This is a genomic window from Variovorax sp. LjRoot130, assembly GCF_964253755.1.
Classification (GTDB): domain Bacteria; phylum Pseudomonadota; class Gammaproteobacteria; order Burkholderiales; family Burkholderiaceae_C; genus Variovorax.
The window spans coordinates 747449-771089 of record NZ_CAXURM020000001.1 but is presented as its reverse complement, the minus strand read 5'-3'; the positions used below and the strand labels follow the sequence as shown (position 1 = coordinate 771089).

Sequence of the window (23641 nt, the reverse complement as noted above, 5' to 3'; positions counted from 1 at the left end):
GACCGTTCGGGCTGAGCTTGTCGAAGCCTTGTGCGCGGCTTCGACAAGCTCAGCCCGAACGGGTGGTGATGGTGAACTTCACGGCACCAGGACCGCTCTGCCACGATGCCCGCGCTTCGTGATCCATTCGAGCGCCGTGGCCGCCTCGTCGAGCCGGAAGCGCTTCACATCGAGCTTCAGCCGCCCATCGCCCAGGCGCGCCAGCAGTTCGGGCGCAGCGGCCCGTCCCGCAGCCTCGCGCCTGAACATGTTGAGCGGCAGCAGCGCCACGTCGCGCTGCAGGAAATGCGCGATGTCCAGCGCCAGCGTGTTGCCGGCCGTGTAGCCGACCAGCACCGCGCGGCCGCCGGGCGCCACGCCGGGCAAAGCCGCTTCGAGCACCGGCCCGCCGACGGTATCGACCAGGAGCGTCACCGGCGCGCCGGCCTCGGTGATCACTTCGGCGCCCGCATCGCGCGCCAGCTGCAACACCATCGACCCGACCGCGCCGGAGGCACCGGTCACCAGCACCCGCTCGCCGGCCTGGAGCTTCGCGATCTCATGCAGCGCGACCCAGGCCGAGGTGCAGGGCGAGAAGAAGGCCGAGCCGAGGGCCATGTCGACCTCGTCGGGAAGAAGGCCCAGCGCCTCATCGGGCGCATCGATCAGCTCGCACCAGGTGCCGTCGGCGGTGGTGCCGAGGCCTGCGCCGCGCAGCCAGACGCGCTGGCCCGCCGTGTAGCGTTCGCTCGCCACCACGATCCCCGCGGCCTCGACGCCCGGGACGTAAGGCAGCGGCGGATGCCGGAGAAAGCCGCCGCTCCAGACCATGCGATCGATATGCCCCACAGTGGCCGCGGCCATACGGACGATCGTGCGGCCGGCGCGGGGCTGCGGGTCTTCCATCTCTTCGAGCACCGGCGCCGCACCGAAGCCGTGGATGCGCACGGCCTTCATGGCAGCGTCTCCAGGAAATCGAGCACCGCCGCGGCGAAGGCTTCGGGCATCTGGTCGGGCAGGGGCACCATGCCGCCGGCGATGTCGACGATGCGCGCATGCGGCAGATGCGCCTGCAGTTCGGCTGCGTGCGGCGCAGCGAAAGGATCCTCGGTGGCGCGCAGGATCAGCGTCGGCTGCGCGATCTTCGCGATGCGATCCTCCATCCGATAGGACGCGACGGCCCGGTGCCCCTCCTCCAGCCGCTCGCCGACCCTGAGCGCATCGCGCACGAAGGCTTCCAGCAGCTCGGGCCGGTTCGGCGGGTAGAAGGACTGCCGCTTCTGCCACAGCGCCGCGAGATGGCTGCCGTCGGTGCTCGGCGCCACCTCGTCGATCGGCGGCCGCTCGGCGCGGGCGCGGCGGAAGGCCGCATCGGTGTAGGGCGTGGAAGACAACACCAGCCCATGCACCCGGTCCGCGAAGGAGGCAGCCAGCTCGACTGCGATGACGCCGCCCGTGTGGTGGCCCACCACGTGCGCGCGTGCAATGCCCAGGGCATCGAGCAGCTCGACCGCGACGCGCGCCCACTGCTCGATGCTCGCGGGCGCCGGTCCGGCGTCGGAGTCGCCGAAGCCCGCGGTGTCCATCGCCACTGCCCGGAAGCGCTCTCCGACCAAGGGCAGCACGTGCCGGTACTCGGCCCAGCTGCGCGGGGACTGGTGCAGCAGCAGCACCGTCTCGGCGCGCGGATCGCCGCAGCTCGCGTAGTGCACCTGCCCGACCGACAGATCTGCGAACGCGCGGCGGACCTTCATCATGGCTGTGTCTTGTCGGCCGGTGGCTGCCAGAGCCCCGTATGCCGGAGCATGCCCAGCGTGCGCGCAAGCACGTCGCGCCGGTAGGCCGCGACATCGCGGCCGTCGTAATCGTAAAAGCCGCTGCCGGTCTTCAGGCCCAGCCGGCCTTCGGCCACCATGCGATCGACGATGGCCGGCGCAGCGTAGCGCCCCTTGTCGATCGATGCCGACATCTCGCGGCTCGCATGGTGCAGGATGTCGCAGCCGCCGAAGTCGATGAACTCCACCACGCCGAGCGCCGCGAAGCGCAGGCCCAGGCCGTAGCGCGTGGCCTTGTCGATCTCCTCGGCGGTGGCCGCGCCCTCCTCGATCATCCGCGCCGCCTCGTTCATCACCAGCGCCTGCAGCCGCGGCACGATGTAGCCGGGCGAAGCGCCGCAGACCACCGGCAGCTTGCCGATCTGCTCCATCAGTTGCTTGGTGCGCGCCAGCACCGCGGCATCGGTGCCCGGGTGACAGCTCAGCTCCACCACAGGGATCACGTAGGCCGGATTGAGCCAGTGCATGTTCAGGAAGCGCTCCGGCCTCTTCACCAGCGCCGCGAGCTGCGTGACCAGGATGCTGCTGGTGGTGGAGGTCAGGATCGCGTCGCCGCGGCAATGCCGGTTGAGCTGCTCGAAGGCCTCGCGCTTGGCCTCCAGCGTCTCGGGCACGCCTTCGAAGACCAGCTCGGCCTGGCCCAACGCGCGCGGCGCGTCGGCGGCCTTCACGAGCTCGACGCGGTCGGCAATCGCACTCACCTGCGCAGCCTCGACGACGCCAAGTTGTGCGAGCCCCGAGAGGCTGGCTTCGATCTCGGCCCGCGCTTCGGCGCGCAGCTTCTGCCAGGCCTCGTCGCTGCGCGGGCGCAGGTCGACCAATGCGATGCGATGGCCCGCATAGGCGAAGGCGATCGCGATGCCGCGGCCCATGCGGCCCGCGCCGACGGCGGCAAAGCGCGGCGCCGGCGTCTCATTCGCCATCATGCAGCCTCTTCTTCAGCTCGGCCTTGTCGAGGACGGCAAGGCCTAGTCGCTCGAAGGTGCGCGGGCCCCGGCGCAGATCGCGGCCGAGGAAGCCGCCGACGATGGCCAGCAGGCCGTGCGCAATCGGCGCATCGACGCCTGCATAGCGCGCCGCCGAGGCGAGGAAGGCCAGGCCCAGCTCGGTGTCTTCGGTGATGTAGCGGTGGGCGTAGAGGTCGATGTTCTCGCGCCAGTCGCCCGACTTGATAAGCTGCTTGTGCGCATCGCCGTACATCCACTGGTCGTTGTTGTAGTGGTCGGCCAGCGGATAGTGCGGCGCGCCCTGCCCGAAGGCCTCGCGCACGGCGATGCGCTCCTGGTCGAGCCGATCGGTCACGTCGCGCACCGCGCGCTGCGTGCCCTCGTTGTGGATGTCCCAGCGCTCGAAGTGCTGCAGCGGCGCGGCGTTCATCACCATCAGGGGCGGATGAATGACCGGCCCGGCGTTCATCAGCGCGCCCGACAGCGCATCGCCGCAGCCATGCACGCTCGGATAGGCCTGGCGGATCACTTCCAGCGCCTGCTGCGCGTTGCGCGCCGGGTACACGCCGGTCGGCAGGCGAATGGCGCGAATCGTGACGTTGACCTCGCGCTCGCCGTGCTTGCGCGCCAGGTAAGGCAGCGTGCCGGTCTCAGCCCAGGCGACATCGGCGCGGCTGCCGGCTTCCTTGGCGATGCGCGCCATCACGAAGCTGCCGAAGGTGCCGGGCGGCAGGAACACCACCTGGCCATCGACCAGATGCGGCGCCATGGCGCGGGCGATGTCTTCCTGCGCCACGGCCGGCGTCGGGATCACGATCAGAATCGCTCCACGCAAAGCCTCGCCGATGTCGGCGGTCGCCAGCGCGATCGGTACTTCGCGCGCGCCGCGCGCGTCCTTCAGCGTGATCGAACCGGCCAGCCGCACGGCGGCGAGCGCATCGGCGTCGCGGCGCCAGAGCCGCACTTCGTGGCCGGCTTCGGACAGGTCGGCAGCGGCGGCGTAACAGCCGTGGCCGCCGCCCAGGATGGCGATTTTCATGGTCGAGAAGAAGTTGTAGGCCACGGGCCGCCGATCCGCAAATCAACGGGTTCGCAGATACATTACTTTTCAACCATTCAATTGTCAACTATCAAGAACCCGACCCAGCTCTGCCAGCGAATCGACGAAGCCGTCGGCATCCACGCCGCGCACCGGCTCGCCGTGGTTGTAGCCATAGCTCACCAGCACCACCGGGCAGCCCGCCGTCCGGGCCGCGCGCGCGTCGTTGCTCGAATCGCCCACCATCAGAGTGCGCTCCGGTGCGCTGGCGAGCGCCTCGCAGGTCTTGACGAGCGGCAGCGGATCGGGCTTCTTGCGCTCGAAGGCGTCGCCGCCGAACATCACGTCGAAGTAGCCGTCAAGTCCCTTGGCGGCGAGCAGCGGGCGTGCGAAGGCGGTGGGCTTGTTGGTCAGGCAGGCCAGGCGCAGGCCATGAGCACGCAGCACCGTCAACCCCTCGACGACGCCGGGATAGACATCCGAATGCCGGCCGTTGATGGCGAGATAGTGATGCTGGTAGCTGCGCCAAGCCTCGTCGAAGAGCGCGTTGTCGGCGGCGCGGCCGTCGCGCACGTGGCGCAGCACCGAATGGATCAGGTGCTCCGAGCCCTTGCCGACCATGTTCGCGACGGCTTCGGCCGCGACTTGGCGCAATTCGAGCCCGTCGAGCATGCAGTTCAAGGCAACGACGAAGTCGCCGAGGGTGTCGACCATGGTGCCGTCGAGGTCGATGATCGCGGCGTCGAAGTTTGAAAGGTGCAAACGAGTGGTGGTCAAAGCGCGCGGTGGGAAGCCCGGAATCGCCTTGATTCTGCCGCGTCGCAATCAGGGCTCGCGGCGGCGACGGCAGGCCTCAGGCCTCGGCCAGCTGCGGGCTCGGTTCGAGCCAGCGGTTCGAAGGCACAGAGACCGGGGTGAAAACCTTCCAGCGCGCGGCATGCGCGAGCGTGCTGTACTGCACTCGAAGCAACACCTCGCGGCTGCGCGCTATCTTGCGCCAGTCAACCAGATCGAAGCTATCGATCGGGCTGCGCACGCCCAGGGCGATCAACCCCGACAGCGAGAAGTCCTCCCAGGACGTGTAGTGCGCGCGGGCTATCTCCTGCAGCCGCTTGAGCGCAGCTTGCGCGTTCAGTCTGGATACATATCCGGCCGAAAAACCCAGGCGCACCAGGTCGGACGCCTGCTGGATCTTCCAGGCCACCGGATTCAGGTGAACATCCTGGATCTGCTTGGCCTCGACCACGCGCGCATCCTGCACCAGGAATCTGCAGACCTCCTGCAAGGCCGCATACGCGGCGGAGTCGACGACGTGACCGCTGCGCCAGGCCGCATAGGCAGCTCTCTCCGCGGGAAAACCTGTTCCCAGGATCGACGCCGAGGCCGCCGCTCTCTCCCTCGAGCCAGGCCGCGACCCTGAGCTTCTCCTGCATGCTCTCGGCAATTGCCGTCAAGCTCAGGTCCGAACCTGCAGCCTTCCCGATATCTGTCGCGTCCTTCCGCAGAATATGCACCATGCCGACGAAGCTGGACCCATAGGTCGCGCCCGTGAGCAGGTTGAGTACCTTGCTCTTCCCATCTTCCTCGGAGATTGCCGCCGCCACCATGCTGGCCGGTTCGGCGAGCTTCAGCTTGTCTGATGGAAATGCCTGATTCCAGATCCTGGCCGCCTTGTCGGCTCGATGACGGTCGGCGCCAGAACGTTGGCCTTCTTGTGCGTGCAGGCAGCCGTAATCACCAGCGTCCCGGCAATGTTGTGCTCCTTGCGCTGCTTGGCGACCTGGCTGACGCCGGCGGTCGCCATCTCCGTCGCAGCGTCGACGCCGAGATGGCTGGACGAACCGGCTATGAGACCCTTGATGGCGGACAAGCTTGCTGCCATTCCTTCGTCGTTCTGCTCGAACGAGAAGTACTGCGACTCCATCTTGAGAGAATCCGTTGAAATTTCCATCATCTTGAGCGTCGTTTTCTCGAAGTCGATGGGGCCTTCGAGGCCTTGATGCACGCTGTGCACCTACGCCTTCAAAGGCCGGATCTTGGCCTCGTTCTCCAGCCGGATGGCGGCGTAGTCCGCCGCCGCCTTGGAGATTTCCTTCTTGATCTGCTCGCTCTTTGCCTTGACGTCGTGCGGATCGACTTCCATGGCGATCAGCTCGTGAACCGTCATGTCGATGCTGCGCTTCATCGAGATGAACAAGTTCAGGGTGTCCTGCGCAGCGTCGATCTCGGCGTCGAGTTCGGCGATCTCGCTCAGCGTAGCGAAGGCGGCGGGGTCGACGATAGCGCCCAGCGTCAGCGACGGATCGTAGGGAATGGTGGAGGGCATGGTCTCTCGATGGTTGGTTTGCCGTGAGGGCAGCTGCCGCGCGAACGCGCTCTGGAAACAGTCTGCGTGACGCGCGCCCTTGCCGTGCTGACCAAACAGCGACCAGGAAATGACCAGCGAATGACTCCGGCGCGACCGCCGGACGAAGGCTCAGGCTTCGGTGAGCGACTGGGCCGCCACCACCGCCTCGGTGCGGTTGCGCACGTTGAGCGCGCGGAAGATCGCCGCCAGGTGGATCTTGACCGTGCCCTCGCTGATGCCGAGCGCGCGCCCGATCAGCTTGTTGGGCTTGCCCTGCGACAGCAGCTGCAGCACCTCGACCTGGCGCTCGGTCAGCACGCTGCGCAGGTGTTCGAGGGTCTGCGCCGCCGCGGCGGCCGATCCGCGTTGCATGGCGTCCGCGGTCGGCACGCCGGCCACGATGCCGGGCGGCACAGCCGACAGCATCATCGGCGGCACGTAGACGCCGCCGGCCAGCACCAGCCGCACGGCCGACAGCATGACCTCGGGCGAGTAGGCCTTCGGGATGAAACCCAGCACGCCGCGCTCGAGCGCAGTGCGCATGATGTTGGGGTCTTCGTAGCCCGAGAGCACGATGACGGGCACGGCCGGGTGGCGGCGCCGGATCTCGTCCACGTGGGCCTGGCCGTCGGCGCCGGGCATGTTCAGGTCGATCACGGCCAAGTCTATGTCGTCGGAGGCGCCCGCGAGCAGCTCGTCGACGCTCATCGCCAGAACGAACTCGATGTCGGGCTCGATTTCCGACAGTTTGGCTTTGACCGCCTCGATGACGAGCCGGTGGTCGTCGGCGATCAGGATTTTCATGGCGGCCCCAACGTAGTGAATGAACTCAACGAATACCAAAGATAACGGCGATCGCGGCGCGCGGCAAGACTCGCCCGCTCCACGAACGACATAGTCCCCAAGCGATATGGCGGGCCCTGGGGGGCGTTGAAAGAATGAATTCCACATCCAACGAAGAACAGGGAGATCGGCATGTGCCATCGATGCAGGCGCAAACCCAAGGCTCCCACCGCCACCGAAGAATAGCGCGAGCGTTTCATGGCTCGCCTGTTCGACTGCTTCTGTCCCCTGTTCTCATTCGGCCTCGAACTCGACGCGGCAATCGCCGCCGGGCGCATGGGCCGGACGCCCGACGGGGTGCAGCGCCGCGCCCTGGACCTGCTCGAGGAGGCCCGGGTCACGGCCCGGGCCGCGGGCATCCCGGCCCAGCGCATCGAATCGGCGTCCTTCGCCATGGTCGCCTGGCTCGACGAGATCGTCGCGCGCAATCCCGGCTGGAGCACCGGCGTGACGCCGCTGCAGGTGCAGCTCTTCAATTCCAACAACGCGCACAGCGAGTTCTTCCATCACCTGTCGGCGCTGCAGGCCGACGACGGCGCGGTGCGCGAGATCTACTGGCACGCGCTGGTCCACGGCTTCAAGGGCCAGTACTACTTCGAGAACGGCGACAGCGGCGAGCTCGGCAAGCTCAAGGAGCTGCATGGTCAGCAACTGCCGGTGCAGCCTCTTGCACCGGGCACCCTGGCCGTAGAGCGCATCACGCCCCAGCCCTACAGTGTGCCCGACCCGCCGGGTCCGCGCATCCCGGAGCGGCGCGAGCGGGCACTGCTGCGCGCCGCCGGCGCACTCGCGCTGCTGATTCCGCTGGTGTACCTGCTGGGCTCGATGCTGAACGGCCCGCGCGAAGCGCCGCCCACGCTGGCCCAGCGGGTCGAGCAGCAGCTCCAGACCTACGCCTGCGCCGACCTCGCCGCCACGGTGGGCGCGGACGGCGCGACGCGCGTGAGCGGCTTCGTCTCGCTGCCGGAAGACATGGCGCGCGTGGAGCGCGAAGTGCGTGCCATGCCGGGCGTGAGCGCGGCGAGCTTCCAGCTCCAGCTGCGCGTTTGGCCGCATTGCGAAGTCGTCGCCATCCTCAAGCCCTACCAGGCGCGCAATCGCGACAAGCGGTACGGCCTGAAGGTCGCCGCACTCAGCGCGCAGAACGGCCGGCTGCGCGAGGGCGACCTGGTGCTGGTGCAGGCCACGAACGCCGACTACGACGGCTATCTCTGGGTCGACTACTTCACCGCCGACGGCGCCGTGATGCATCTCAACGCGGGCCGCGGCCAGGCCCGCCTGCGCGCCGGCGAAAGCGTCGAGCTGGGCCGCGACATCCCATCGAGCTGGCTTGTGAGTCCGCCTTTCGGCACCGTGCTGGTCACGGCCCTTTCCTCGCCCGTGCCCTTCAACGAAACCGCGGACAGACCTCCTTTCGAACTGGCCTCACCCTATCTTCAACGGCTGCGCGAATCGCTGGCCGCCAACGAAGCGGGCGGGCGGCCGATCGCCGATTTCGTGTTCCTCGAAACCGTCTCGCGCTGAACAGCGCCGCGACCAGCTTCTTCCATGAACGCCCTGCACCCGTTGCCCACTTACTACTGGCCCCTGCTCGCGCTGTGCCTGCTGGGGCTTCTCGCTCTCTGGTGGTTCATGCTGGGCTCGCGCTACTTCGCGCGGCGGCGGATGCTGCGGCGGCGCATCGCAGTCCTCGGCCCGCCGTCGAACCCTTCGGAGCAGGCGGCGCTCGCCGCCCTGCGGCAGGCCATCGCGCAGGCGCGCGAGCTGCTTCTTCGTTCGCCGGCGCAGCGCGCGGTGCGCAATCCGCTCTACGACCAGCCCTGGTTCCTGTTCATCGGCGACGAATCGGCCGGACTGCCCGGGCTGCTGGCCGCGGCCCGCCGCGCCTCGCCACCGCCGCTGCAGACGGGGCCTGATACCGCCGGCGATGTCTTCTGGCGCTGGCACTTCCTGCGCTCGATGATCGCGATCGAAACCAGCCCGGCCGCGGTGCGCGAGCCGGCCTCGCGGCATGAGCGAGGCCTTTGGTATCAAGCCTTGCTGGCGCTCGCCCATCAACGCGAGCGCCAGCCACTCAACGGCATCGTGGTCTGCGTGAGTGCCGCAGGTCTGCTCGGCGACACAAAGACGCTGGCATCCGATGCGACGCGGCTGCGGCAGCGCGTCGACGAAGCGGCCGAGCATCTGCGGCTGCACCTGCCGGTCTACCTGGTCGTGACCGGCCTGGAGCGGCTCGCCGGCTACGGCGTGCTGCGCTCCGCCTTGCCGCCGGAGGCGCTGGTCCAGGCGCTCGGCTACCGCCTGCCCGACAACGCGACAGCCGGCGCGCGGCCGGACGATCCCTTTGGTCCGATGGCCGACCGCCTGCATGCCTTGCGCATGGGCTTGCTGCGCAGTCAGCCGGAGCCGGCGCGCCGGCTGGCGATTCACAGCTTCGTGGAGCAGCTGCGCGCATTGCAGCCGGGGTTGCGCACGCTGGCGGAGCGCATGTTCGACAACGGCCTCGGCCGCACGCTCGCGCCGGCGCACTGGCGCGGCCTCTATGTCGTGGCCGCTCCCGCGGACGGCGAGGACGACGCCTTCGTCGCGGACCTGTTCCAGCGCTTCCTGCCGGCCGACCAGCCGCTGGCGCGCGGATAGAAAAGGCTACTTCGCCGGCGGCGGTGGCGGTGGTGCCGGTTCGATGCGGATCTGGATCTGGCGCGCGCCGAAGTTGACGCCGACCAAGAGCGGCTTGCCCGGCTCGATCGCGCGCACCTCGCGCCAGCGCGCGCGGTCGAGGTCACGGTAGGCCGCCATCACGCCGATCGCCTTGATGTCGGCGGCCAGCGTCATCTCGAGCTTCTTGCTGTCGCCGGGCCGCAGCAGCAGTTCTTCGCGCTGGGCCATCTCGGCACCGAGCGTGGCCTGGTCTTTCTCGAACAGCGAGAAGAAATCCGCCGCCTCGAAGGCGCCGCTGGTCTTGAGCGCATAGACGCGCACCGTGAGCGGCGAGGCCCGTCCGCGCGCATCGGGGTTGGCATCGGCACCTGCCGCCAGCGTCATCGCTATCGGCGTGACCACGGGCTTCGGCGGCGGCGGAGGGCTCGAACAACCGGCAACGAACGCGATCGCCAGCAGCATGCCCAGGCCCGCCCGTACGCGCCGAAGCCCCGCATCCTGAAGACGTCCATAGGGCGAACGGCGTGTACCAGGGTCTCTCATGCTATTTCCTTCGTTGCATTGACCGGTCAGGGAGCATCTTTGATTATCCCTAGTGAACTCGAACAGGCAACATGCTGACTCCCGAACTTGTCGAAGCCCTGCAGGCTCCCATCAGCGAAGCCTCGCCATGCGGTGACGACCTCGAGTACGACCCTGCATTCACCGCATTGGCCGCGGCCGCACAAGGCAAGCCCGAGCAACAGTTCGGGGACACCGTGATCCCCGCGGTGGAGCCCGAGTGGCGCTCCGTGGCCGAACAGGCGCAGGCCCTGCTGGGCCGGACCAAGGATGCCCGGGTCGCCGTGCTGCTGCTGCGCGCCAGCACCCGGATGCAAGGCATCGCCGGCTTCGTCATGAGCCTGCGGCTGCTGACCGGCTTGCTCGACCGCCACTGGGAAGGCATACATCCAAAGCTGGATGCCGACGACGACAACGATCCCACGATGCGCCTCAATGCGCTCGCGCCGCTGACCGACGAAGACATGGTGCTGCGCGACCTGTACGAAGCCAACGTCGGCGTGGCGCGCGGGGTCGGTCCGATCCGCGTGCGCGACGTCGCGATCGCGCACAACGCGCTGGCGCCGGCCGGCGCCGAAGCCGGCTACTCCGCCGCGCAGATCCACGGCGGGCTCGAGGCCATCCACGGCGAAACGCCCGAGGTGCTGCAGACGCTGATGGAAATGCCCACGCTCGTCACGCACTTGCAGACGCTGATCGTCGAGCGCACCGGCCGCACGGACCTGATCGATCTCGGGCCGCTGCGCGCGATTGCCACCGTATTGAGCAAGGCCAGCGCCGCCGTGGCCGGCACCACGGCGCAGGCCGAGGCAGAGGCCGAAGCTGCCGCAGATGCCGGCACCGGCAGCGCCTCCGCCGCGCGCGCCGCGGCACCCGGCGAAATCCGGACCCGGCAGGACGCGCTCCAGACCCTCGACCGCGTGATCCGCTATCTCGAACAGGCCGAGCCGGGCAACCCGGCACCGCTTCTGATCGCACGCGCCAAGAAGCTCATCGGCGTCAGCTTCTTCGAAATCATGGCCGATCTCGCTCCGAACGCGCTCGACACCATCGAGACCGTGACCGGCAAGCAGTCGGTCGAGTAAGTCCCATCGCAACATCCACCCTCCCCAAGGAGCATGTCCATGTCCAAGAGCAGCCAGAAATTCATCGCCCGGAACCGGGCGCCGCGGGTCCAGATCGAGTACGACGTGGAGCTCTACGGCGCGGAGAAAAAGGTCCAGCTGCCCTTCGTGATGGGCGTACTGGCCGACCTCTCAGGCAAGCCAGCCGATCCGCTGGCGCCGGTGGGCGACCGCAAGTTCCTCGAGTTCGACACCGACAACTTCGACGTGCGCATGAAGGCCATGAAGCCGCGCGCCGCCTTCTCGGTGTCGAACACGCTGACCGGCGAAGGAGATCTCAAGGTCGACATCACCTTCGAGAACATGGAGGACTTCTCGCCCGCCGCCGTGGCCAAGAAGGTCGATGCGCTCAACAAGCTGCTCGAGGCCCGCACCCAGTTGTCGAACCTGGTTACCTACATGGACGGCAAGGGCGGCGCCGAAGACCTGCTGGCCAAGGTGCTGGAAGACCCGGCGCTGCTGCAGACGCTGGCCGCCAGCAAGAAGCCCGAAGAAGGCGCCGCGCCGGCCGCCTGACGCCCCATTTTTTGCACACGAGGAGAACCCGACATGGCTGAAGCACTCGAGCAGCAGAGCCCTCTGAAAGACGTTGCCTACGAAGGAAGCGATTTCTCGTCGCTCCTGCAGAAGGAGTTCAAACCGCGCAGCGACGAGGCCAAGAGCGCCGTCGAGGCGGCCGTGCTCACGCTGGCGCAGCAGGCGCTGGCCAACACGCAGGTCATCGGCAAGGATGTGACCAAGTCGATCCAGGCCATGATCGCCGCGATCGATGCGAAGCTCACCGAGCAGATCAACAAGATCCTGCACAACGAGGAGTTCCAGAAGCTCGAGAGCGCCTGGCGCGGCCTGCACTACATGGTGAACAACACCGAATCGGACGAGAACCTCAAGATCCGGGTGATGGACATCTCCAAGAAGGAGCTGCACAAGACCTTGAAGAAGTTCAAGGGCGCCGCCTGGGACCAGAGCCCGCTGTTCAAGAAGGTCTACGAGCAGGAATACGGCCAGTTCGGCGGCGAGCCCTTCGGCGCCATCGTCGGCGACTACCACTTCGACCAGAGCCCGCCCGACGTCGAACTGCTGGGCGAGATGGCCAAGCTCGCGGCCTCGGCGCATGCGCCCTTCATCACCGGCGCGAGCCCCAACCTGATGCAGATGGAGTCGTGGCAGGAGCTCGCCAACCCGCGCGACCTGACCAAGATCTTCGGCACGCCCGAGTACGCCGGCTGGCGCAGCCTGCGCGAGTCCGACGATTCCAAGTACATCGGCCTGTGCATGCCGCGCTTCCTGGCCCGCACGCCCTACGGCGCGAAGACGAATCCGGTCGAGGAGTTCGACTTCGAGGAAGAGGTGTCGGGCTCCGACCACGGCAAGTACAGCTGGGCCAACGCGGCCTACGCCATGGCCACCAACATCAACCGTTCGTACAAGCTCTACGGCTGGGGCTCGCGCATCCGCGGCATCGAGTCGGGCGGCGCGGTCGAGAACCTACCGCTGCACACCTTCCCGAGCGACGACGGCGGCGTCGACCAGAAGTGCCCGACCGAGATCGCGATCAGCGATCGGCGCGAGGCCGAGCTCTCCAAGGCCGGCCTGCTCTCGCTGATCCACCGCAAGAACTCCGACTTCGCCGCCTTCATCGGCGCCCAGTCGCTCAACAAGCCGGCCGAGTACGACGACCCTGACGCGACGGCCAATGCCAACCTCGCGGCGCGCCTGCCCTACCTCTTTGCCTGCAACCGCTTCGCGCACTACCTCAAGTGCATCGTGCGCGACAAGGTCGGCAGCTTCAAGGAAAGAGCCGACATGGAGCGCTGGCTCAACAACTGGATCATGAACTACGTGGACGGCGACCCCGCCAACTCCTCCGAGGAGACCAAGGCCCGCAAGCCGCTGGCCGCGGCGCAGGTGGTGGTCGAGGAAGTCGAAGGAAATCCCGGCTACTACAGCTCCAAGTTCTTCCTGCGCCCGCACTATCAGCTCGAAGGCCTGACGGTGTCGCTGCGCCTGGTCTCGAAGCTGCCGTCGGCGAAGGGCGGCAAATAAATTTCCGCGAAATCGTTGCAAACGCAGCGACCCGTTCGTTCTCTCTACAGCTGCCGAGCTGGCCCGCGGGGCGCACTGCGAGGAAGCTGATTTTTCTTGGTTCACACAAACTGAAAGGTGGGCATCATGGCCGTAGACATGTTTATCAAGATCGCCGACGTCAAGGGCGAGTCGAAAGACAGCAAGCACAAGGAGGAGATCGACTTGCTGGCCTGGAGCTGGGGTGCCAGCCAGTCGGGCAGCATGCACCTGGGGAGCGGAGGTGGCGCGGGCAAGGTCAGCGTCCAGGACCTGTCCTTCACCAAGTACGTCGACTCCTCTTCCAATGCGTTGCTGCTTGCCTGCTGCAACGGCAAGCACTTTGCCGATGCGACGCTCGTGGTGCGCAAGGCGGGCGAGGACGCACAGGAGTACCTCACGATCACGCTGAACGAAGTGCTCGTGTCGGCCGTCTCCACCGGCGGCAGCGGCGGCGAAGACCGCCTCACCGAGAACATCACGCTCAACTTCGCGAAGTTCAAGTACGAGTACAAGCCGCAGAAGCCCGACGGTACGCTCGATGCGGCCAAGACGGCGGCCTGGGATATCCGCGCCAACGTCAAAGCTTGAGCGGCCGGATCGAGGCGGGGCGCTCGGAGAGCGTCCCGCATGCGGTTAGGGCGGCAGCGGCTGCGTGACCTCGTCATCCATGCCGTCGGCGTGGGCCCACAGCGTCAACGCGGTGTAGTTGTCGTAGCCCGGCTTGGCGTTGGCCCTGACCTGCTGGTCGATCTCCTCCACCCATCGGCTCGCGTCCTTCGCCGCGCGCAGCATCTCGAGCAGGCGCTCGTCTCCGAGCGGCTCCCAGACCCCGTCGGTACAAAGCAGCAGCACGTCGCCCGCCATCAAGGGCATGGGCGCGGAGACCGCGATCTCCGGCTGCTCTTCGACCGAGCCCAGCGCCGACAACAGCATGTTGCGCTGAGGATGAAGGCGAGCGCCCTCCTCGTCGAGCATGCCGCCAGCCACCATCTGCTGGACCAGGCTGTGGTCGACGGTGCGCGCCACCGGCGCGCCGGCGCGAAACAGGTAGGCGCGGCTGTCGCCGCTGTGGGCCCAGGCAATCTGGTTCTCGTGCAGGTCGACCGCGGCCAGCACCACGGTCGAGCGCATCGCCGCCAGCGTGCCGCCCTCGGCCTGGCGCGCCACGATGTCGAGGTTGGCGCGCGCGATGAGCCGGCGCAGCATCTCGGCATCGAGCCCCGGATTTGCCGCGAAGCCCTCCAGCACGCTGCTGCGCGCGATGGCCGCCGCGACGTCGCCTCCGCCGTGGCCGCCCGCGCCGTCGGCCACCAGGCAGGCGACGAAGCGGCCGTCGTTCCAGTGGCCGAACACGTCTTCGTTGTAGCTGCGGCCGCCTTGCCTCGACAAGGTGACGATTTCTATGTCCACGGCCCCTCCTCTTTCGTTCTCTTCAACCGCCGCCGGATTTGAGGCGCGCCATCTGCTCTTCGTAGGCCTCGAGGAAGGCCTTGCCGAACAGGGTGTGGAAGTCGTCCTCTGCCTCGCTCGCGATGCCGGCATAGAGCGCGATGAACTGGTCCCACAGCTTGGCCTTGCGGTTGGCGGCGAACAGGCTGTCGAGTGCCGACTTGGCTGCGATCTTCTTTTCGAGCTCTTCCGGTCCGAAGCGCTCGATCACGTGGGCCAGCGCGGCCCGCATGCCGACCATCACGCCGAACTGGTGCGCGCGCAGATCGTCGAAGGCGTCGCGCATCGCGGCCTCGGCCGGCATGAAGCCGCGCACGCCGGGCCCCAGCAGATGCGCGAGCGCGACCTCGACGGTGGGCGAGAACTTCAGCGGGTTGTTGGCCTCCGCCGCGATCATCGTGACCTCGGCGCGCACCTCGCGCTTGAACTCCTGGCGCGTGAGCAGCAGTTGCAGCGTGCCTTCGGTCGCCGAACGCAGCAGGACGCCGACGCGTTCCATCAGTCCGGGCGTGAGCGCCTCGGGCATCGGGTGCATGCTGCCCAGGCCGCGCAGGAAGGCGGCCAGCAGCGCATCGGCCGGCACCGCCGCGGCCGGCGGCGATGGCGCGAAGCCCGGCGCTTTCGCGGCCAGCGGCGGGGGTACGGGTGCTTCGATCCGCGCGCCCGTCATGTCGTCGAAGCTCGGCGAGCCGAGCGGCGCATCCAGATCGTCCAGCAGCGACGAGGCTGCCGGCGGCGCGATCGCCACCGGCGGCACATAGCCGAACTGCCCGATCGGCACGTGATCGCTGCGCGGTGCCGGCGTCGCGGGCGCGCGGCCCTTCAATGCGGCGAGCGGATCGAGTCCGCCCGCCGTGTTCGGCTGCAGCAACGGATCCGCAAGCGGCGAGAGCGCCAGCGGATCGCCGCCCAGGCCGCTGGGGCCTGCGCTGCCGCCGAACAGCGCGTCGATGCCGGCGGCCTTGCCCGCCGGCGGCGCGGCCAGGTCCGAAAAGTCGTCGAGCGCGCCCAGGCCCGCCGCGGCCTTGGCTGGTGCGCCGGAGGGTGCGGGCGCCAGCAGGTCGGCAAAAGGATCCGTGTCCGCGGCCCGGCCGCCGGCAGCGCCGGGGCCGAAGGGGTCGGGAAGCGGCACCGGCGCACTCGCCGCCGGCGCCGCGCGGCCCGCGGGCGCGGCAGGCGTTGCAGGCGCCAGCCCCGCGAGCAGGTCGGCAAAGGGGTCGTCGTCGCTGGCCGCCGGCACGTGCAGCGGCGCCGGCCGCGAGGCAGCGCCAGGCGCGTCGGCCGCCGCGTGCTGCACCGAGAGTTCGAAACTGCCGATCACCAGCCGATCGCCGTCCGCCAGCTTCACCTCGCTGCCCGAGCCCAGCGGCTGGCCGTTGCGCTGCATGGGATTGCTGCCGTGATCGGCGATGTAGAAGTCGCCGTTGCGAAACGAGATCTGCGCATGCATGCGAGATACCGTCCGGTCTGGATCCTGCAGCACCAGCGTGTTGGTGTCGGCACGGCCGATGGTGCCGCCGGCCGGACCGAAGCTGGCGGCGAGCGGCTGCCCGGGCGGCGCGCCCCGGACGTTGAGAACAGCGATCCGTATCACCTGGTGGCCTCTTTACTCTCTGTCTAGGGCGCGAGCAGCAGCACCTTGACCTGGCTCGGCGCGATCGACACACCAGGACAGTTCGTGCTGTTCTGCAAGGCCACGCTGCTGAGCCGCGTGGCCGGCTTGCCGCCGATCAGCACCGTGAACGCGCCGGTCAGGTTGCGCGCCGGGCCCATGACGGTGCCGGAGGCCACGCCGGTGGCGACGCCGGCGTTGTCGCCGTTGGTCATGGGGATGGTGGTTCCCAGGTTGTGTGCCGGCGCGTTGCTGAGCAGCACCGTGTAGACCGCATTGACCGCCATCGGCCGCGTGGCGATGTTCGGATAGGGCGTGGGCACCGGCCCGCCGGGCGTCGGCGTCAGGCAGACATCCGGGAAGCCGGTGTCCTGGCCGCCCATCTGGGTGTTCGCGAACATGGCGATCCTTTCATCCAACGTGAATCTGGGCGCCGTCGACCTTGGTCAACTCGCGCGAGGAAAGCAGCATCGTCCCGGCCCGGATGTTCGCCACGTGCTCGGCCTTCACGTCGAGGATGCCGGTGCGCACATGCTCCGCCTGCGCAATATGACGATAGCTGCGATCGGCCGACACCTGCAAGCGCGACAACACTGCCTCCGCGGCCTCTGCGAAGAGCCGCGCCGCCGCGGAACGCAGCACGAACTCGACGCCGGTCACGCGCATCAGGCGCGCGGCCCAGTGCGCGCTGTCGAACCGCCCGGTGAAAGTCGCGCCCTGCAGATGCACGGCCTGCTGCGCTTCGATCCGGATGTCCTTGTCCGACTTCAGCGCGAAGCCTTCCGGGGCATGGAGCGTCAAGGGGGCATCGCAGGCCCGGCTGAGCACCGCGGTCATGAAGAGACGACCGTCCGGCGCGCGAAACAGGCCGACCTCGTCGCCCGGCTCCGGAACCACCATGCAGCTGAATGCGCGCGTTGCTTCATGCACGCGCCGGTCGAAGCTGACGTACACCACGTCGGCAGCGGTCTCCACGACGCTGCCGACCACGTAGGCCGCGGCGGCGGACGGCGCCGCGAGCTTGGGCTCGCGTTGATCGATGACTTCCATGGCGTTCACCTTTTTTGCGATGGCGGATCGAGGGGGCTCCATGCTTCGGCCGCGGCGAGCTCGGGATCCTCGTACAGGATGCTGGCGCCGGCAGGCAGGCGCACGCCGATGCGCCGCGCCTGATGGAATTTCGTGCGTTCCCAGCTGGCGCCGTCGAAGTCGGCGCCGGACACGTCGGCATGGGAAAAGTCGGCGTAGACCAGGTTGGCGCGTGCGAAGCTGGCGCGCAGGCACCTGGCGCGATGGAGCATCGCCTGCTCGAGCCGCGTGCCGGCAAAGCGGGCGTCTTCGAGCAGCGCATCGCTCCAGATGCTCTGGAAGAAATCCGCACCGCTGCCGTCCATGCGCTCGCAGCGCGATTCGATGAACAGCGTGTTGGCGGCCTTGGCCTTGACCAGGTTCGCGTCCGTCAACTTGGCGCCCTTGAAGTTGCATTGCTGCAGCTGCGCGCCCGACAGGTCGACGCCGTCCAGATCGGCCTCCATGAACTGGCTGCGCTGCCAGTCGGCGCCCGCCAGCCGCTGGCCCGCGAGGCGCACCTTGCTCATGACCGATTGATCGATGCGGCAGCCCCTCAGGTCGGCGGCCGAGAGATCGGCCTCCACCACCACGGACTTGAAGAACAGCAGGTCCGAGAGGTCGATCGCCTCGGTGCGCGTTTCGACCAGCGACAGTTGCACCGCCCTTGCGCCCGCGAGCCGGGCGCCAGCCAGCGACGACTTGATGAAGTTCGCTTCCGTCAGGTCGGCCTTGCTGAAGCTGCTGCCGTCGAAGCGGCTCTGGACCGCATTGAATCCCACGCAGGCGGATTCCGACAGATCCACATCGCACACGCTCGACTCATGGAAGGTTGCGCCCGTCATCACCGCGCCCTGGAGGCTGGCGCCGTCGAAGCGGCACTTGCTCAGGATGCTGTCGGCAAAGCTGGCACCGGCCATCGCGCAGCCGCGGAAATCGACGTTCTCGAACACGGCGCCGCTCAGCCTGGCGCCGGACAGATCGACGCCTTGCAGCGAAGCGCCTTGCACCGGGTCGGCATTCTCGATCTTTGCCATGAGTTCGCTCTTCTGCATCGGCGTCATGGCGATGAAGGCACAGGTGGGCGCCAGCGCGGATAGATGCGGGCTCGCTTCGTGAGCGAGCCCTCGAAGGAGGTGTGCTCATCGGCGCGGATGCGCGCCAGGTCTGCCGCGTACAGGTTGCAGTCGCACAGCTGTGCCGAGAAGGCTTCGGCGTTGCTCAGGATGGCGTCCATCAGGTTCGCACCGCTCAGGTCGGCGCGCCCCAGCAGCGCCTTGCGGAAGCTGGCCTCGCGCAGGTCCGCGTGCCTGAAGGTGGCACCGGCAAGGTTGCAGGCGGTGAAGTCCGCCTGGCGCGCCTGCACGCGGTCGAGGCAGCTGCCGCTCAGGTCGCTGCCCTGGCCGAAATAGGCGCCGGCCAGCGTGGCGCCGGCGAAGACGGCACCGGCGAGATCGATCGCCTCGACGAAACGAGCGCCTGGCAGGCTGGCATTCGAGAAATCGGCGCCGCGGCAGGCGAACTTGTAGAACACGGCAGTGCCGCCGGTGCACTGCAGCCACCGCGCGCCCTCGGCCTTGCAACTGATGAACTGGGCGCCGCCGAAGTTGGCGTGGCTGAAGTCGGCCGACGACAGGTCGCACTCGAGGAACTGGGCCTCGGCGAGCTCCGCATGCGAGAGGTCGATGCCGATCAACGATGCGCGATAGAACTGGGCAGCCCCCACGATCGCGCGTGCCAGCCCGGCTTGCTCGAGGCGCGCCTCCCACAGGTTCGCTCCGGCGAACACCGCGCCGGCGGCGTCCACGCTGTGCAGGTTCGCCTTCCCCAGATTGGCATTGCTGAAGTCGCAGCCGGCCGCGAGGGCTTCGCCCAGATCGGCGCGCACCAGCACGGCCCCGTCGAAGCTGGCGCCGGCGAGCTGCATGCCATGGAGATTCGCCGCTTCGAGCATGGCGCCGGTGCAGTCGACGCCGCGCAGATCGAAGCGGCGCAGATCGGCGCCCGTGAGATCGAGGTCGCGCAGGCCGTGGCCGGCCGCGAGCCGCTCTTCCACCCAGCGATGCTGCCGCTCGGCGAACCTGCCGGTCGCGGCGGGCGCGGGATGCATGTGCTGGGCATGGCGGACATAGATGTCGCGCAACTCGCGATCCTGCCGGTCCCAGCGTGCGTGCAGCTTCTCGTCGGCCAGCATCTCGTCCACTTCGTCCAGCGGCGTGTTGCTGCGCTTCGCCACGCCCTGGAGCTCGTTCAGCGTGGCCATCGTCTGTGGCTTCAGCGGCTTGGGCGGCCCGCCCTGCCCGACGCCCGCCAGCTCGTCGCGAACGACGTCGAACGAAAGGCCCTGTTGCGTGTACGCCGTCTCCGAGGCCTGCAGCATCGCGGCGGCCGCCTTCTTGCCCTGCTCGATCCGCTTCTGCCCGTCCACCGCGAGCTGGCGCATGAACTCGCCGAGCTGGGGCAGCGGCGGCATGGGCGGAAGCGCCCCGAGCGTGGCCGCGGGCGCATGCGCGTCGGGATCGAGTCCCAGGGCGATCACCTCGTCGCGGCCCGCCTTCAGCTGCACTTCCGCACGCCGGCGCAGGCGCTCGCCGTAGCTGTCGGCGGCCGGCTTGCGGTTGAGATCGAAATCGGCCGGCAGCAGGCCTTCGAAGGGCAAGTCCTCGGGCAGCAGCTGCTCGTCCATCAAGGACAGCAATGCTGCGTCCTCGGACTCGACGCGGTCCAGCAGCACCTGCTTGTAGTGCCCGCGCGCGCGCGGGCGGCCGATGTGTTCGGCGGCCACCATCACGGTCTGGATGTCGCCGGCATCGTCCTCCGCCACCTTGCACAGGCCTTGCCAGACCAGCACGACCCGGTCCGCCTCCGGCAGGAAGACCACCGTGCGCAACGCGGTGCTCAGCTCTTCCATTTCGTGCGCCGCGCTCTTGCGCTGGATGAAGGCGCGCACCGCGACGCCCGGCAAGGCACCGCGCAGCAAGGGCTCCGAGGCCGAGAGATGAGCCAGTTCGTAGCCTTCGTTGCCTGCGAAAGGCGAGGCGCTGCGCTGGTCGGCGGGCGCGATGTTGTGGATGCACAGGTCCGCATCGAGCGCCAAGCCGGGAAACTCGGTCTTCAGCCAAGCCTCGTCATAGGTGCCGGCGCAGGCGAGGCGTTCCGGATGCGCGAGGTCGAGCACGCCGAAGGCCATCGGCCGGTTGCGCGCCGGATCCCGATGCCAGGGCTTGTCCGCCGCCTCGATGCACGGCAAGGGCAGATAGCCATCGGGCCGCACGGACGAGGGATGCCCGCAGCCGCGCACGTTGAGCGGGAACTCCTTGCCGCCATAGGCATTCGCCCAATCGAGAGCGACGCGGGTGAGCGGCTCCTGATGGACGATCGCCTGGCCGTCGGTGAACCGCCGCCCGTGCGCCAGCGCGATCTTCTCGATGCCGGCGAAACGGATGCCAAAGGAGATGCTCGCCGCCTGCGAGCCTGGCGGCGCATGCACCGCGCCCGCCAGCAGGAACTCGCCGCCCTTCTTCGGCGCGCCCGCCTCGACGAATTCCGGAAAGGCCTGCGGCAGCACAGTCCACAGCTTCTGCTCGGAGCACAGCATGGCTGCCTCGCGCAGCGGAACCATCGCGAAGGTCGACACGCAAAGGAACAGCTCCCGCCTGTGCTCGATGCATCGTGGGAGCACGCTGAGGCAGTTGGGCTTGACGATTCTCATGACGCTCGGGCGGCCCGCTCACCCGATCAGGTGCAGGCCGGCCTTGTCCACCACCACGGCGGCCTTCTTCAGCACCGGGCCGGCGTTCTCGAGAAAGCTGCCCAGGTGCAGCAGCGCCACCCCGGCCTTCTTGTTGAAGAGGCCGCCCTCGTCGATCTTGATGCCGCAGGCCTCGGCCTTGAAACCCGTCCCCTCGATGCTCATCGGCGTCAGCTTGACGATGTTGTTGTAGTTCTCGAGCAGGTTGCCGCCCAGGCGGCTGAAGAAGCTGTCGATGTATTTCACGCCGCCCGGCGCGCAGACCGTCAAACCACCGGTCGCGGTGATGGTGTAGGCGCCGGCCGTGGTCGTGGTGATGCCGCCGGCCACGGTCTGCGAGAGCGAGCCGCCGATCGTCTGGGTCATCGACCCGCCGACCGTGTCGGTGCGCGAGGCGCCGATGGTGACGCTCTCGCTGGCGCCCACCGTCTTCGTGTCGTCGGCGCCGATGGTGTGATCCCGCGCCGCGCCGATCGAGACGGTCTCGCTGGCGCCGACCGATTCGGTCCGGTTCGACGCGATGGTGATGTCTTCGTTCGCGCCGACGGTCTCGGTGCGGTTGGCGCCGATGTCGATCTTCTCGTCCACACCGACCGTCTCGGTCCGGTTGTTCTTGATATGGTTGGTCTCGTCGTTGTCCACCGTCTTCTTGCGGTCGTGGCCCACCCAGTGCGTCTCGTCGCTCTCGACCTCGATGTCCTGGTTCTTCTCGGCGTGCAGGAAGACCTGCTCCGAGCCCTTCTTGTCCTCGAAGCGCAGCTCGTTGCAGTTCGAGGCGCTGCCCTTGGGCGTGGAGCGCGTGCGAAAGCCGCTTTGCGTGTGCGAATCGAAGGGCTTCGGCTGGTCGTCGTTGTAGACGCGCCCGACGATGATCGGCCGGTCCGGGTCGCCGTTCAGGAAATCGACGATCACCTCCTGCCCGATGCGCGGAATGAAATAGCCACCCCACCCCTTGCCGGCCCAGGGCTGCGACACGCGCACCCAGCAAGTGGACTTCTCGTCGCTCTCGTCGTAGCGGTCCCAGTGGAAATGCACCTTCACGCGGCCGAAGTCGTCGGCATGGATCTCCTCGCCCTTCGGGCCGACCACGATCGCGCTCTGCGGGCCGGGCATGGTCACGCGCGGCGTCAGCCGCGGCGGCCGGAACACGGTTTCTGCCGGCAGCACGGTGAGCAGGAAGACACCATTGCCGCGCACCGGCTGGTGCAGCTCCGGCGTCCCGCGCACGATGTCCTGCAACGCTTCGATCCAGTTGGCGTTGATCGGGTCCTCGCGCAGCAGCTCGAGCAGCAGCTGGCCCTGCCGGTCGACCTGGCTTTCGCTCTCGCTCATGCTCTCGTAGCCCGGATGCGTCACGACGAAGGCACAGCTCGCGATCAGGTAGTCGCCGTCGGCGCCGCCGGCCGGATGGCCCTTGAAGCTGAAGTTCATGCCGGCGGCCACGTCGGGCCAGCGCGTGATGGCCCAGTTCAGGCGACGGCGCGCGACCAGCTCTTCGGTGCGCACCTTGGCGGCGTCTTCGGTATCGGCTTCGCGAAAGTAGCCGCCGGGAAACTCGAAGGCCTCGAAATCGGCCAGCTCGTGCACGTCGGGATCCCCCTTGTCGGCGCTGAGCTTCTTGCGGATGGCCTTGAAGTCGCTGTCGCGCGAGGCGAAGCTGCCGGTGTCGAGGCGGCGCGAATCCACCCACAGGCTGATCTCGTTGAAGCGCGCTTCGCTCGCGCCCGGGGCCACGTAGTTCAGCGTGTCGGTCACCGGCAGCTTCTTGTGCGCCACGTCGCTCGCGTCGGCGAGGTGCATCGTGCCCGGCGCGTCGTGCGCGTCGAACCAGTAGTAGACGCCTTCGTCCTCGAGCAGCCGCGAGAGGTACTGGTAGTCGCTCTCCTGGTGCTGCACGCTGTAGCGCCGCGCATCGTGCGTGCCGATGACCTTGTCGGTCTTGATCTTCTTGAAGCGCTTGATCGGGCTGTCCTCGAACACGGCATCGAGCAGGTCCAGCACCGGCTTGTCCTGCAGGATGCGCGAGTTGCTGCGCTTGGTGAGCAGCCAGAACCACGAGCGCAGCGTGAAGCGGTATTCGAAATAGCGCCCCACGCTGCCCTTGCGCATGAAGCGCACCGCATGCCCCTGGCAATGGCGCTCGTGCTTGGCGCCGTCGGCATCGAGGAACTCGAACACCACGTCGAAGGCGCGGCCGAGAATGTCCTTGGCGTCGATCTTCTCGTTGGCCGACAGCACGGTCAGCTCGTAGGCCGCCGGACGCGACAGGCTTTCCTGGCCCACCACGCTCCAGAACATCAGGTCGTCGTTGACGGGCGAGTCGCTCTTGATGATGAATTGCGTGTCGGCCATGCGTAT

Annotated in this window: 23 protein-coding genes; 6 read left to right on the top strand and 17 right to left on the bottom strand. The window is 68.0% G+C overall.

All coding sequences use genetic code 11. The features are described 5' to 3' along the window. Positions 1-78: 78 nt before the first annotated feature. From ACSQ86_RS03910 to ACSQ86_RS03870, 9 genes are all read right to left on the bottom strand, one after another. Positions 79-936, bottom strand: coding sequence for a quinone oxidoreductase family protein (locus ACSQ86_RS03910; RefSeq protein WP_436308518.1), 858 nt, complete (start codon positions 934-936; stop codon positions 79-81). Continuing rightward, positions 933-1733, bottom strand: coding sequence for an alpha/beta fold hydrolase (locus ACSQ86_RS03905; protein WP_436295340.1), 801 nt, complete (start codon positions 1731-1733; stop codon positions 933-935). Before ACSQ86_RS03905 ends, ACSQ86_RS03910 begins: the two co-directional genes overlap by 4 nt. Continuing rightward, positions 1733-2737, bottom strand: a complete 1005-nt coding sequence (locus ACSQ86_RS03900; protein ID WP_436306250.1) for a 3-hydroxybutyryl-CoA dehydrogenase — start codon at positions 2735-2737, stop codon at positions 1733-1735. The genes ACSQ86_RS03905 and ACSQ86_RS03900 overlap by 1 nt, the downstream gene beginning before the upstream one ends. Beyond that, a complete protein-coding gene (locus tag ACSQ86_RS03895) occupies positions 2727-3800 on the bottom strand; it encodes an NAD/NADP octopine/nopaline dehydrogenase family protein (RefSeq protein WP_436302755.1) in 1074 nt (357 codons plus the stop codon). Before ACSQ86_RS03895 ends, ACSQ86_RS03900 begins: the two co-directional genes overlap by 11 nt. Before the next feature lie 84 nt (positions 3801-3884). After that, the gene (locus ACSQ86_RS03890) at positions 3885-4562 is read right to left on the bottom strand and encodes a phosphoglycolate phosphatase (RefSeq protein ID WP_436302753.1); all 678 of its coding nucleotides are present in this window, start codon (positions 4560-4562) and stop codon (positions 3885-3887) included. A gap of 91 nt (positions 4563-4653) precedes the next feature. Then, positions 4654-5244, bottom strand: a complete 591-nt coding sequence (locus ACSQ86_RS03885; protein ID WP_436308517.1) for a DUF1266 domain-containing protein — start codon at positions 5242-5244, stop codon at positions 4654-4656. Between the two features lie 183 nt (positions 5245-5427). Beyond that, positions 5428-5805, bottom strand: a complete 378-nt coding sequence (locus ACSQ86_RS03880; protein WP_436302750.1) for a hypothetical protein — start codon at positions 5803-5805, stop codon at positions 5428-5430. Between the two features lie 9 nt (positions 5806-5814). Next, positions 5815-6126 (bottom strand): hypothetical protein, encoded by a 312-nt coding sequence (locus tag ACSQ86_RS03875; RefSeq protein WP_436302749.1) that lies wholly within the window; start codon positions 6124-6126, stop codon positions 5815-5817. A gap of 150 nt (positions 6127-6276) precedes the next feature. Beyond that, on the bottom strand, positions 6277-6951 hold the full coding sequence (locus tag ACSQ86_RS03870; RefSeq protein WP_093110804.1) for a response regulator transcription factor: 675 nt from the start codon (positions 6949-6951) through the stop codon (positions 6277-6279). A 237-nt stretch (positions 6952-7188) separates the two neighbouring features. Between ACSQ86_RS03870 and ACSQ86_RS03865 the strand changes: the two genes are divergently transcribed. Both ACSQ86_RS03865 and ACSQ86_RS03860 read left to right on the top strand, forming a co-directional pair. Then, complete coding sequence (locus tag ACSQ86_RS03865) at positions 7189-8514, top strand: DotU family type IV/VI secretion system protein (RefSeq protein ID WP_436302747.1); 1326 nt, start codon at positions 7189-7191, stop codon at positions 8512-8514. Positions 8515-8538: 24 nt separating this feature from the next. Continuing rightward, positions 8539-9630: a type VI secretion protein IcmF/TssM N-terminal domain-containing protein gene (locus ACSQ86_RS03860; RefSeq protein ID WP_436302746.1), complete on the top strand. Its 1092-nt coding sequence runs from the start codon at positions 8539-8541 to the stop codon at positions 9628-9630. A 6-nt stretch (positions 9631-9636) separates the two neighbouring features. On the opposite strand, the gene tssJ is transcribed toward ACSQ86_RS03860, so the two are convergent. Then, positions 9637-10194, bottom strand: a complete 558-nt coding sequence (gene tssJ, locus ACSQ86_RS03855) for a type VI secretion system lipoprotein TssJ (protein ID WP_093110798.1) — start codon at positions 10192-10194, stop codon at positions 9637-9639. Between the two features lie 71 nt (positions 10195-10265). Between tssJ and tssA the strand changes: the two genes are divergently transcribed. From tssA to ACSQ86_RS03835, 4 genes are all read left to right on the top strand, one after another. Further along, on the top strand, positions 10266-11297 hold the full coding sequence (gene tssA, locus ACSQ86_RS03850; RefSeq protein ID WP_436302745.1) for a type VI secretion system protein TssA: 1032 nt from the start codon (positions 10266-10268) through the stop codon (positions 11295-11297). 33 nt (positions 11298-11330) lie between these two features. Then, entirely contained in the window at positions 11331-11852 is a 522-nt protein-coding gene (tssB, locus tag ACSQ86_RS03845) for a type VI secretion system contractile sheath small subunit (protein ID WP_212733719.1), read from the top strand. 33 nt (positions 11853-11885) lie between these two features. Further along, positions 11886-13382 (top strand): type VI secretion system contractile sheath large subunit, encoded by a 1497-nt coding sequence (gene tssC, locus ACSQ86_RS03840; RefSeq protein WP_093110792.1) that lies wholly within the window; start codon positions 11886-11888, stop codon positions 13380-13382. Between the two features lie 126 nt (positions 13383-13508). Beyond that, entirely contained in the window at positions 13509-13991 is a 483-nt protein-coding gene (locus ACSQ86_RS03835) for an Hcp family type VI secretion system effector (protein WP_436302743.1), read from the top strand. A 45-nt stretch (positions 13992-14036) separates the two neighbouring features. On the opposite strand, the gene ACSQ86_RS03830 is transcribed toward ACSQ86_RS03835, so the two are convergent. Genes ACSQ86_RS03830 through ACSQ86_RS03800 form a run of 7 tightly spaced genes read right to left on the bottom strand, consistent with a single transcriptional unit; the run spans position 14037 to position 23635 of the window. Next, on the bottom strand, positions 14037-14813 hold the full coding sequence (locus tag ACSQ86_RS03830; RefSeq protein ID WP_436302742.1) for a PP2C family protein-serine/threonine phosphatase: 777 nt from the start codon (positions 14811-14813) through the stop codon (positions 14037-14039). 22 nt (positions 14814-14835) lie between these two features. Then, on the bottom strand, positions 14836-16446 hold the full coding sequence (gene tagH / locus ACSQ86_RS03825; protein ID WP_436302741.1) for a type VI secretion system-associated FHA domain protein TagH: 1611 nt from the start codon (positions 16444-16446) through the stop codon (positions 14836-14838). A 23-nt stretch (positions 16447-16469) separates the two neighbouring features. After that, on the bottom strand, positions 16470-16865 hold the full coding sequence (locus ACSQ86_RS03820) for a DUF4150 domain-containing protein (RefSeq protein WP_093110786.1): 396 nt from the start codon (positions 16863-16865) through the stop codon (positions 16470-16472). 10 nt (positions 16866-16875) lie between these two features. Beyond that, complete coding sequence (locus tag ACSQ86_RS03815; protein WP_436308516.1) at positions 16876-17514, bottom strand: DUF3540 domain-containing protein; 639 nt, start codon at positions 17512-17514, stop codon at positions 16876-16878. A gap of 5 nt (positions 17515-17519) precedes the next feature. Beyond that, the gene (locus ACSQ86_RS03810) at positions 17520-18569 is read right to left on the bottom strand and encodes a pentapeptide repeat-containing protein (protein WP_436302738.1); all 1050 of its coding nucleotides are present in this window, start codon (positions 18567-18569) and stop codon (positions 17520-17522) included. Positions 18570-18592: 23 nt separating this feature from the next. After that, the gene (locus ACSQ86_RS03805; protein WP_436302737.1) at positions 18593-21244 is read right to left on the bottom strand and encodes a DUF2169 family type VI secretion system accessory protein; all 2652 of its coding nucleotides are present in this window, start codon (positions 21242-21244) and stop codon (positions 18593-18595) included. 18 nt (positions 21245-21262) lie between these two features. Further along, a complete protein-coding gene (locus ACSQ86_RS03800; RefSeq protein ID WP_436302736.1) occupies positions 21263-23635 on the bottom strand; it encodes a type VI secretion system Vgr family protein in 2373 nt (790 codons plus the stop codon). Between the last annotated feature and the right edge of the window lie 6 nt (positions 23636-23641).

Coding starts and splice junctions, on each gene's coding strand:
- ACSQ86_RS03910 (WP_436308518.1), bottom strand. CDS start 936: ATGAAGGCCGTGCGCATCCACGGCTTCGGTGCGGCGCCGGTGCTCGAA.
- ACSQ86_RS03905 (WP_436295340.1), bottom strand. CDS start 1,733: ATGAAGGTCCGCCGCGCGTTCGCAGATCTGTCGGTCGGGCAGGTGCAC.
- ACSQ86_RS03900 (WP_436306250.1), bottom strand. CDS start 2,737: ATGGCGAATGAGACGCCGGCGCCGCGCTTTGCCGCCGTCGGCGCGGGC.
- ACSQ86_RS03895 (WP_436302755.1), bottom strand. CDS start 3,800: ATGAAAATCGCCATCCTGGGCGGCGGCCACGGCTGTTACGCCGCCGCT.
- ACSQ86_RS03875 (WP_436302749.1), bottom strand. CDS start 6,126: ATGCCCTCCACCATTCCCTACGATCCGTCGCTGACGCTGGGCGCTATC.
- ACSQ86_RS03870 (WP_093110804.1), bottom strand. CDS start 6,951: ATGAAAATCCTGATCGCCGACGACCACCGGCTCGTCATCGAGGCGGTC.
- ACSQ86_RS03865 (WP_436302747.1), top strand. CDS start 7,189: ATGGCTCGCCTGTTCGACTGCTTCTGTCCCCTGTTCTCATTCGGCCTC.
- ACSQ86_RS03860 (WP_436302746.1), top strand. CDS start 8,539: ATGAACGCCCTGCACCCGTTGCCCACTTACTACTGGCCCCTGCTCGCG.
- tssJ (WP_093110798.1), bottom strand. CDS start 10,194: ATGAGAGACCCTGGTACACGCCGTTCGCCCTATGGACGTCTTCAGGAT.
- tssA (WP_436302745.1), top strand. CDS start 10,266: ATGCTGACTCCCGAACTTGTCGAAGCCCTGCAGGCTCCCATCAGCGAA.
- tssB (WP_212733719.1), top strand. CDS start 11,331: ATGTCCATGTCCAAGAGCAGCCAGAAATTCATCGCCCGGAACCGGGCG.
- tssC (WP_093110792.1), top strand. CDS start 11,886: ATGGCTGAAGCACTCGAGCAGCAGAGCCCTCTGAAAGACGTTGCCTAC.
- ACSQ86_RS03835 (WP_436302743.1), top strand. CDS start 13,509: ATGGCCGTAGACATGTTTATCAAGATCGCCGACGTCAAGGGCGAGTCG.
- ACSQ86_RS03820 (WP_093110786.1), bottom strand. CDS start 16,865: ATGTTCGCGAACACCCAGATGGGCGGCCAGGACACCGGCTTCCCGGAT.
- ACSQ86_RS03815 (WP_436308516.1), bottom strand. CDS start 17,514: ATGGAAGTCATCGATCAACGCGAGCCCAAGCTCGCGGCGCCGTCCGCC.
- ACSQ86_RS03810 (WP_436302738.1), bottom strand. CDS start 18,569: ATGGCAAAGATCGAGAATGCCGACCCGGTGCAAGGCGCTTCGCTGCAA.
- ACSQ86_RS03805 (WP_436302737.1), bottom strand. CDS start 21,244: ATGAGAATCGTCAAGCCCAACTGCCTCAGCGTGCTCCCACGATGCATC.
- ACSQ86_RS03800 (WP_436302736.1), bottom strand. CDS start 23,635: ATGGCCGACACGCAATTCATCATCAAGAGCGACTCGCCCGTCAACGAC.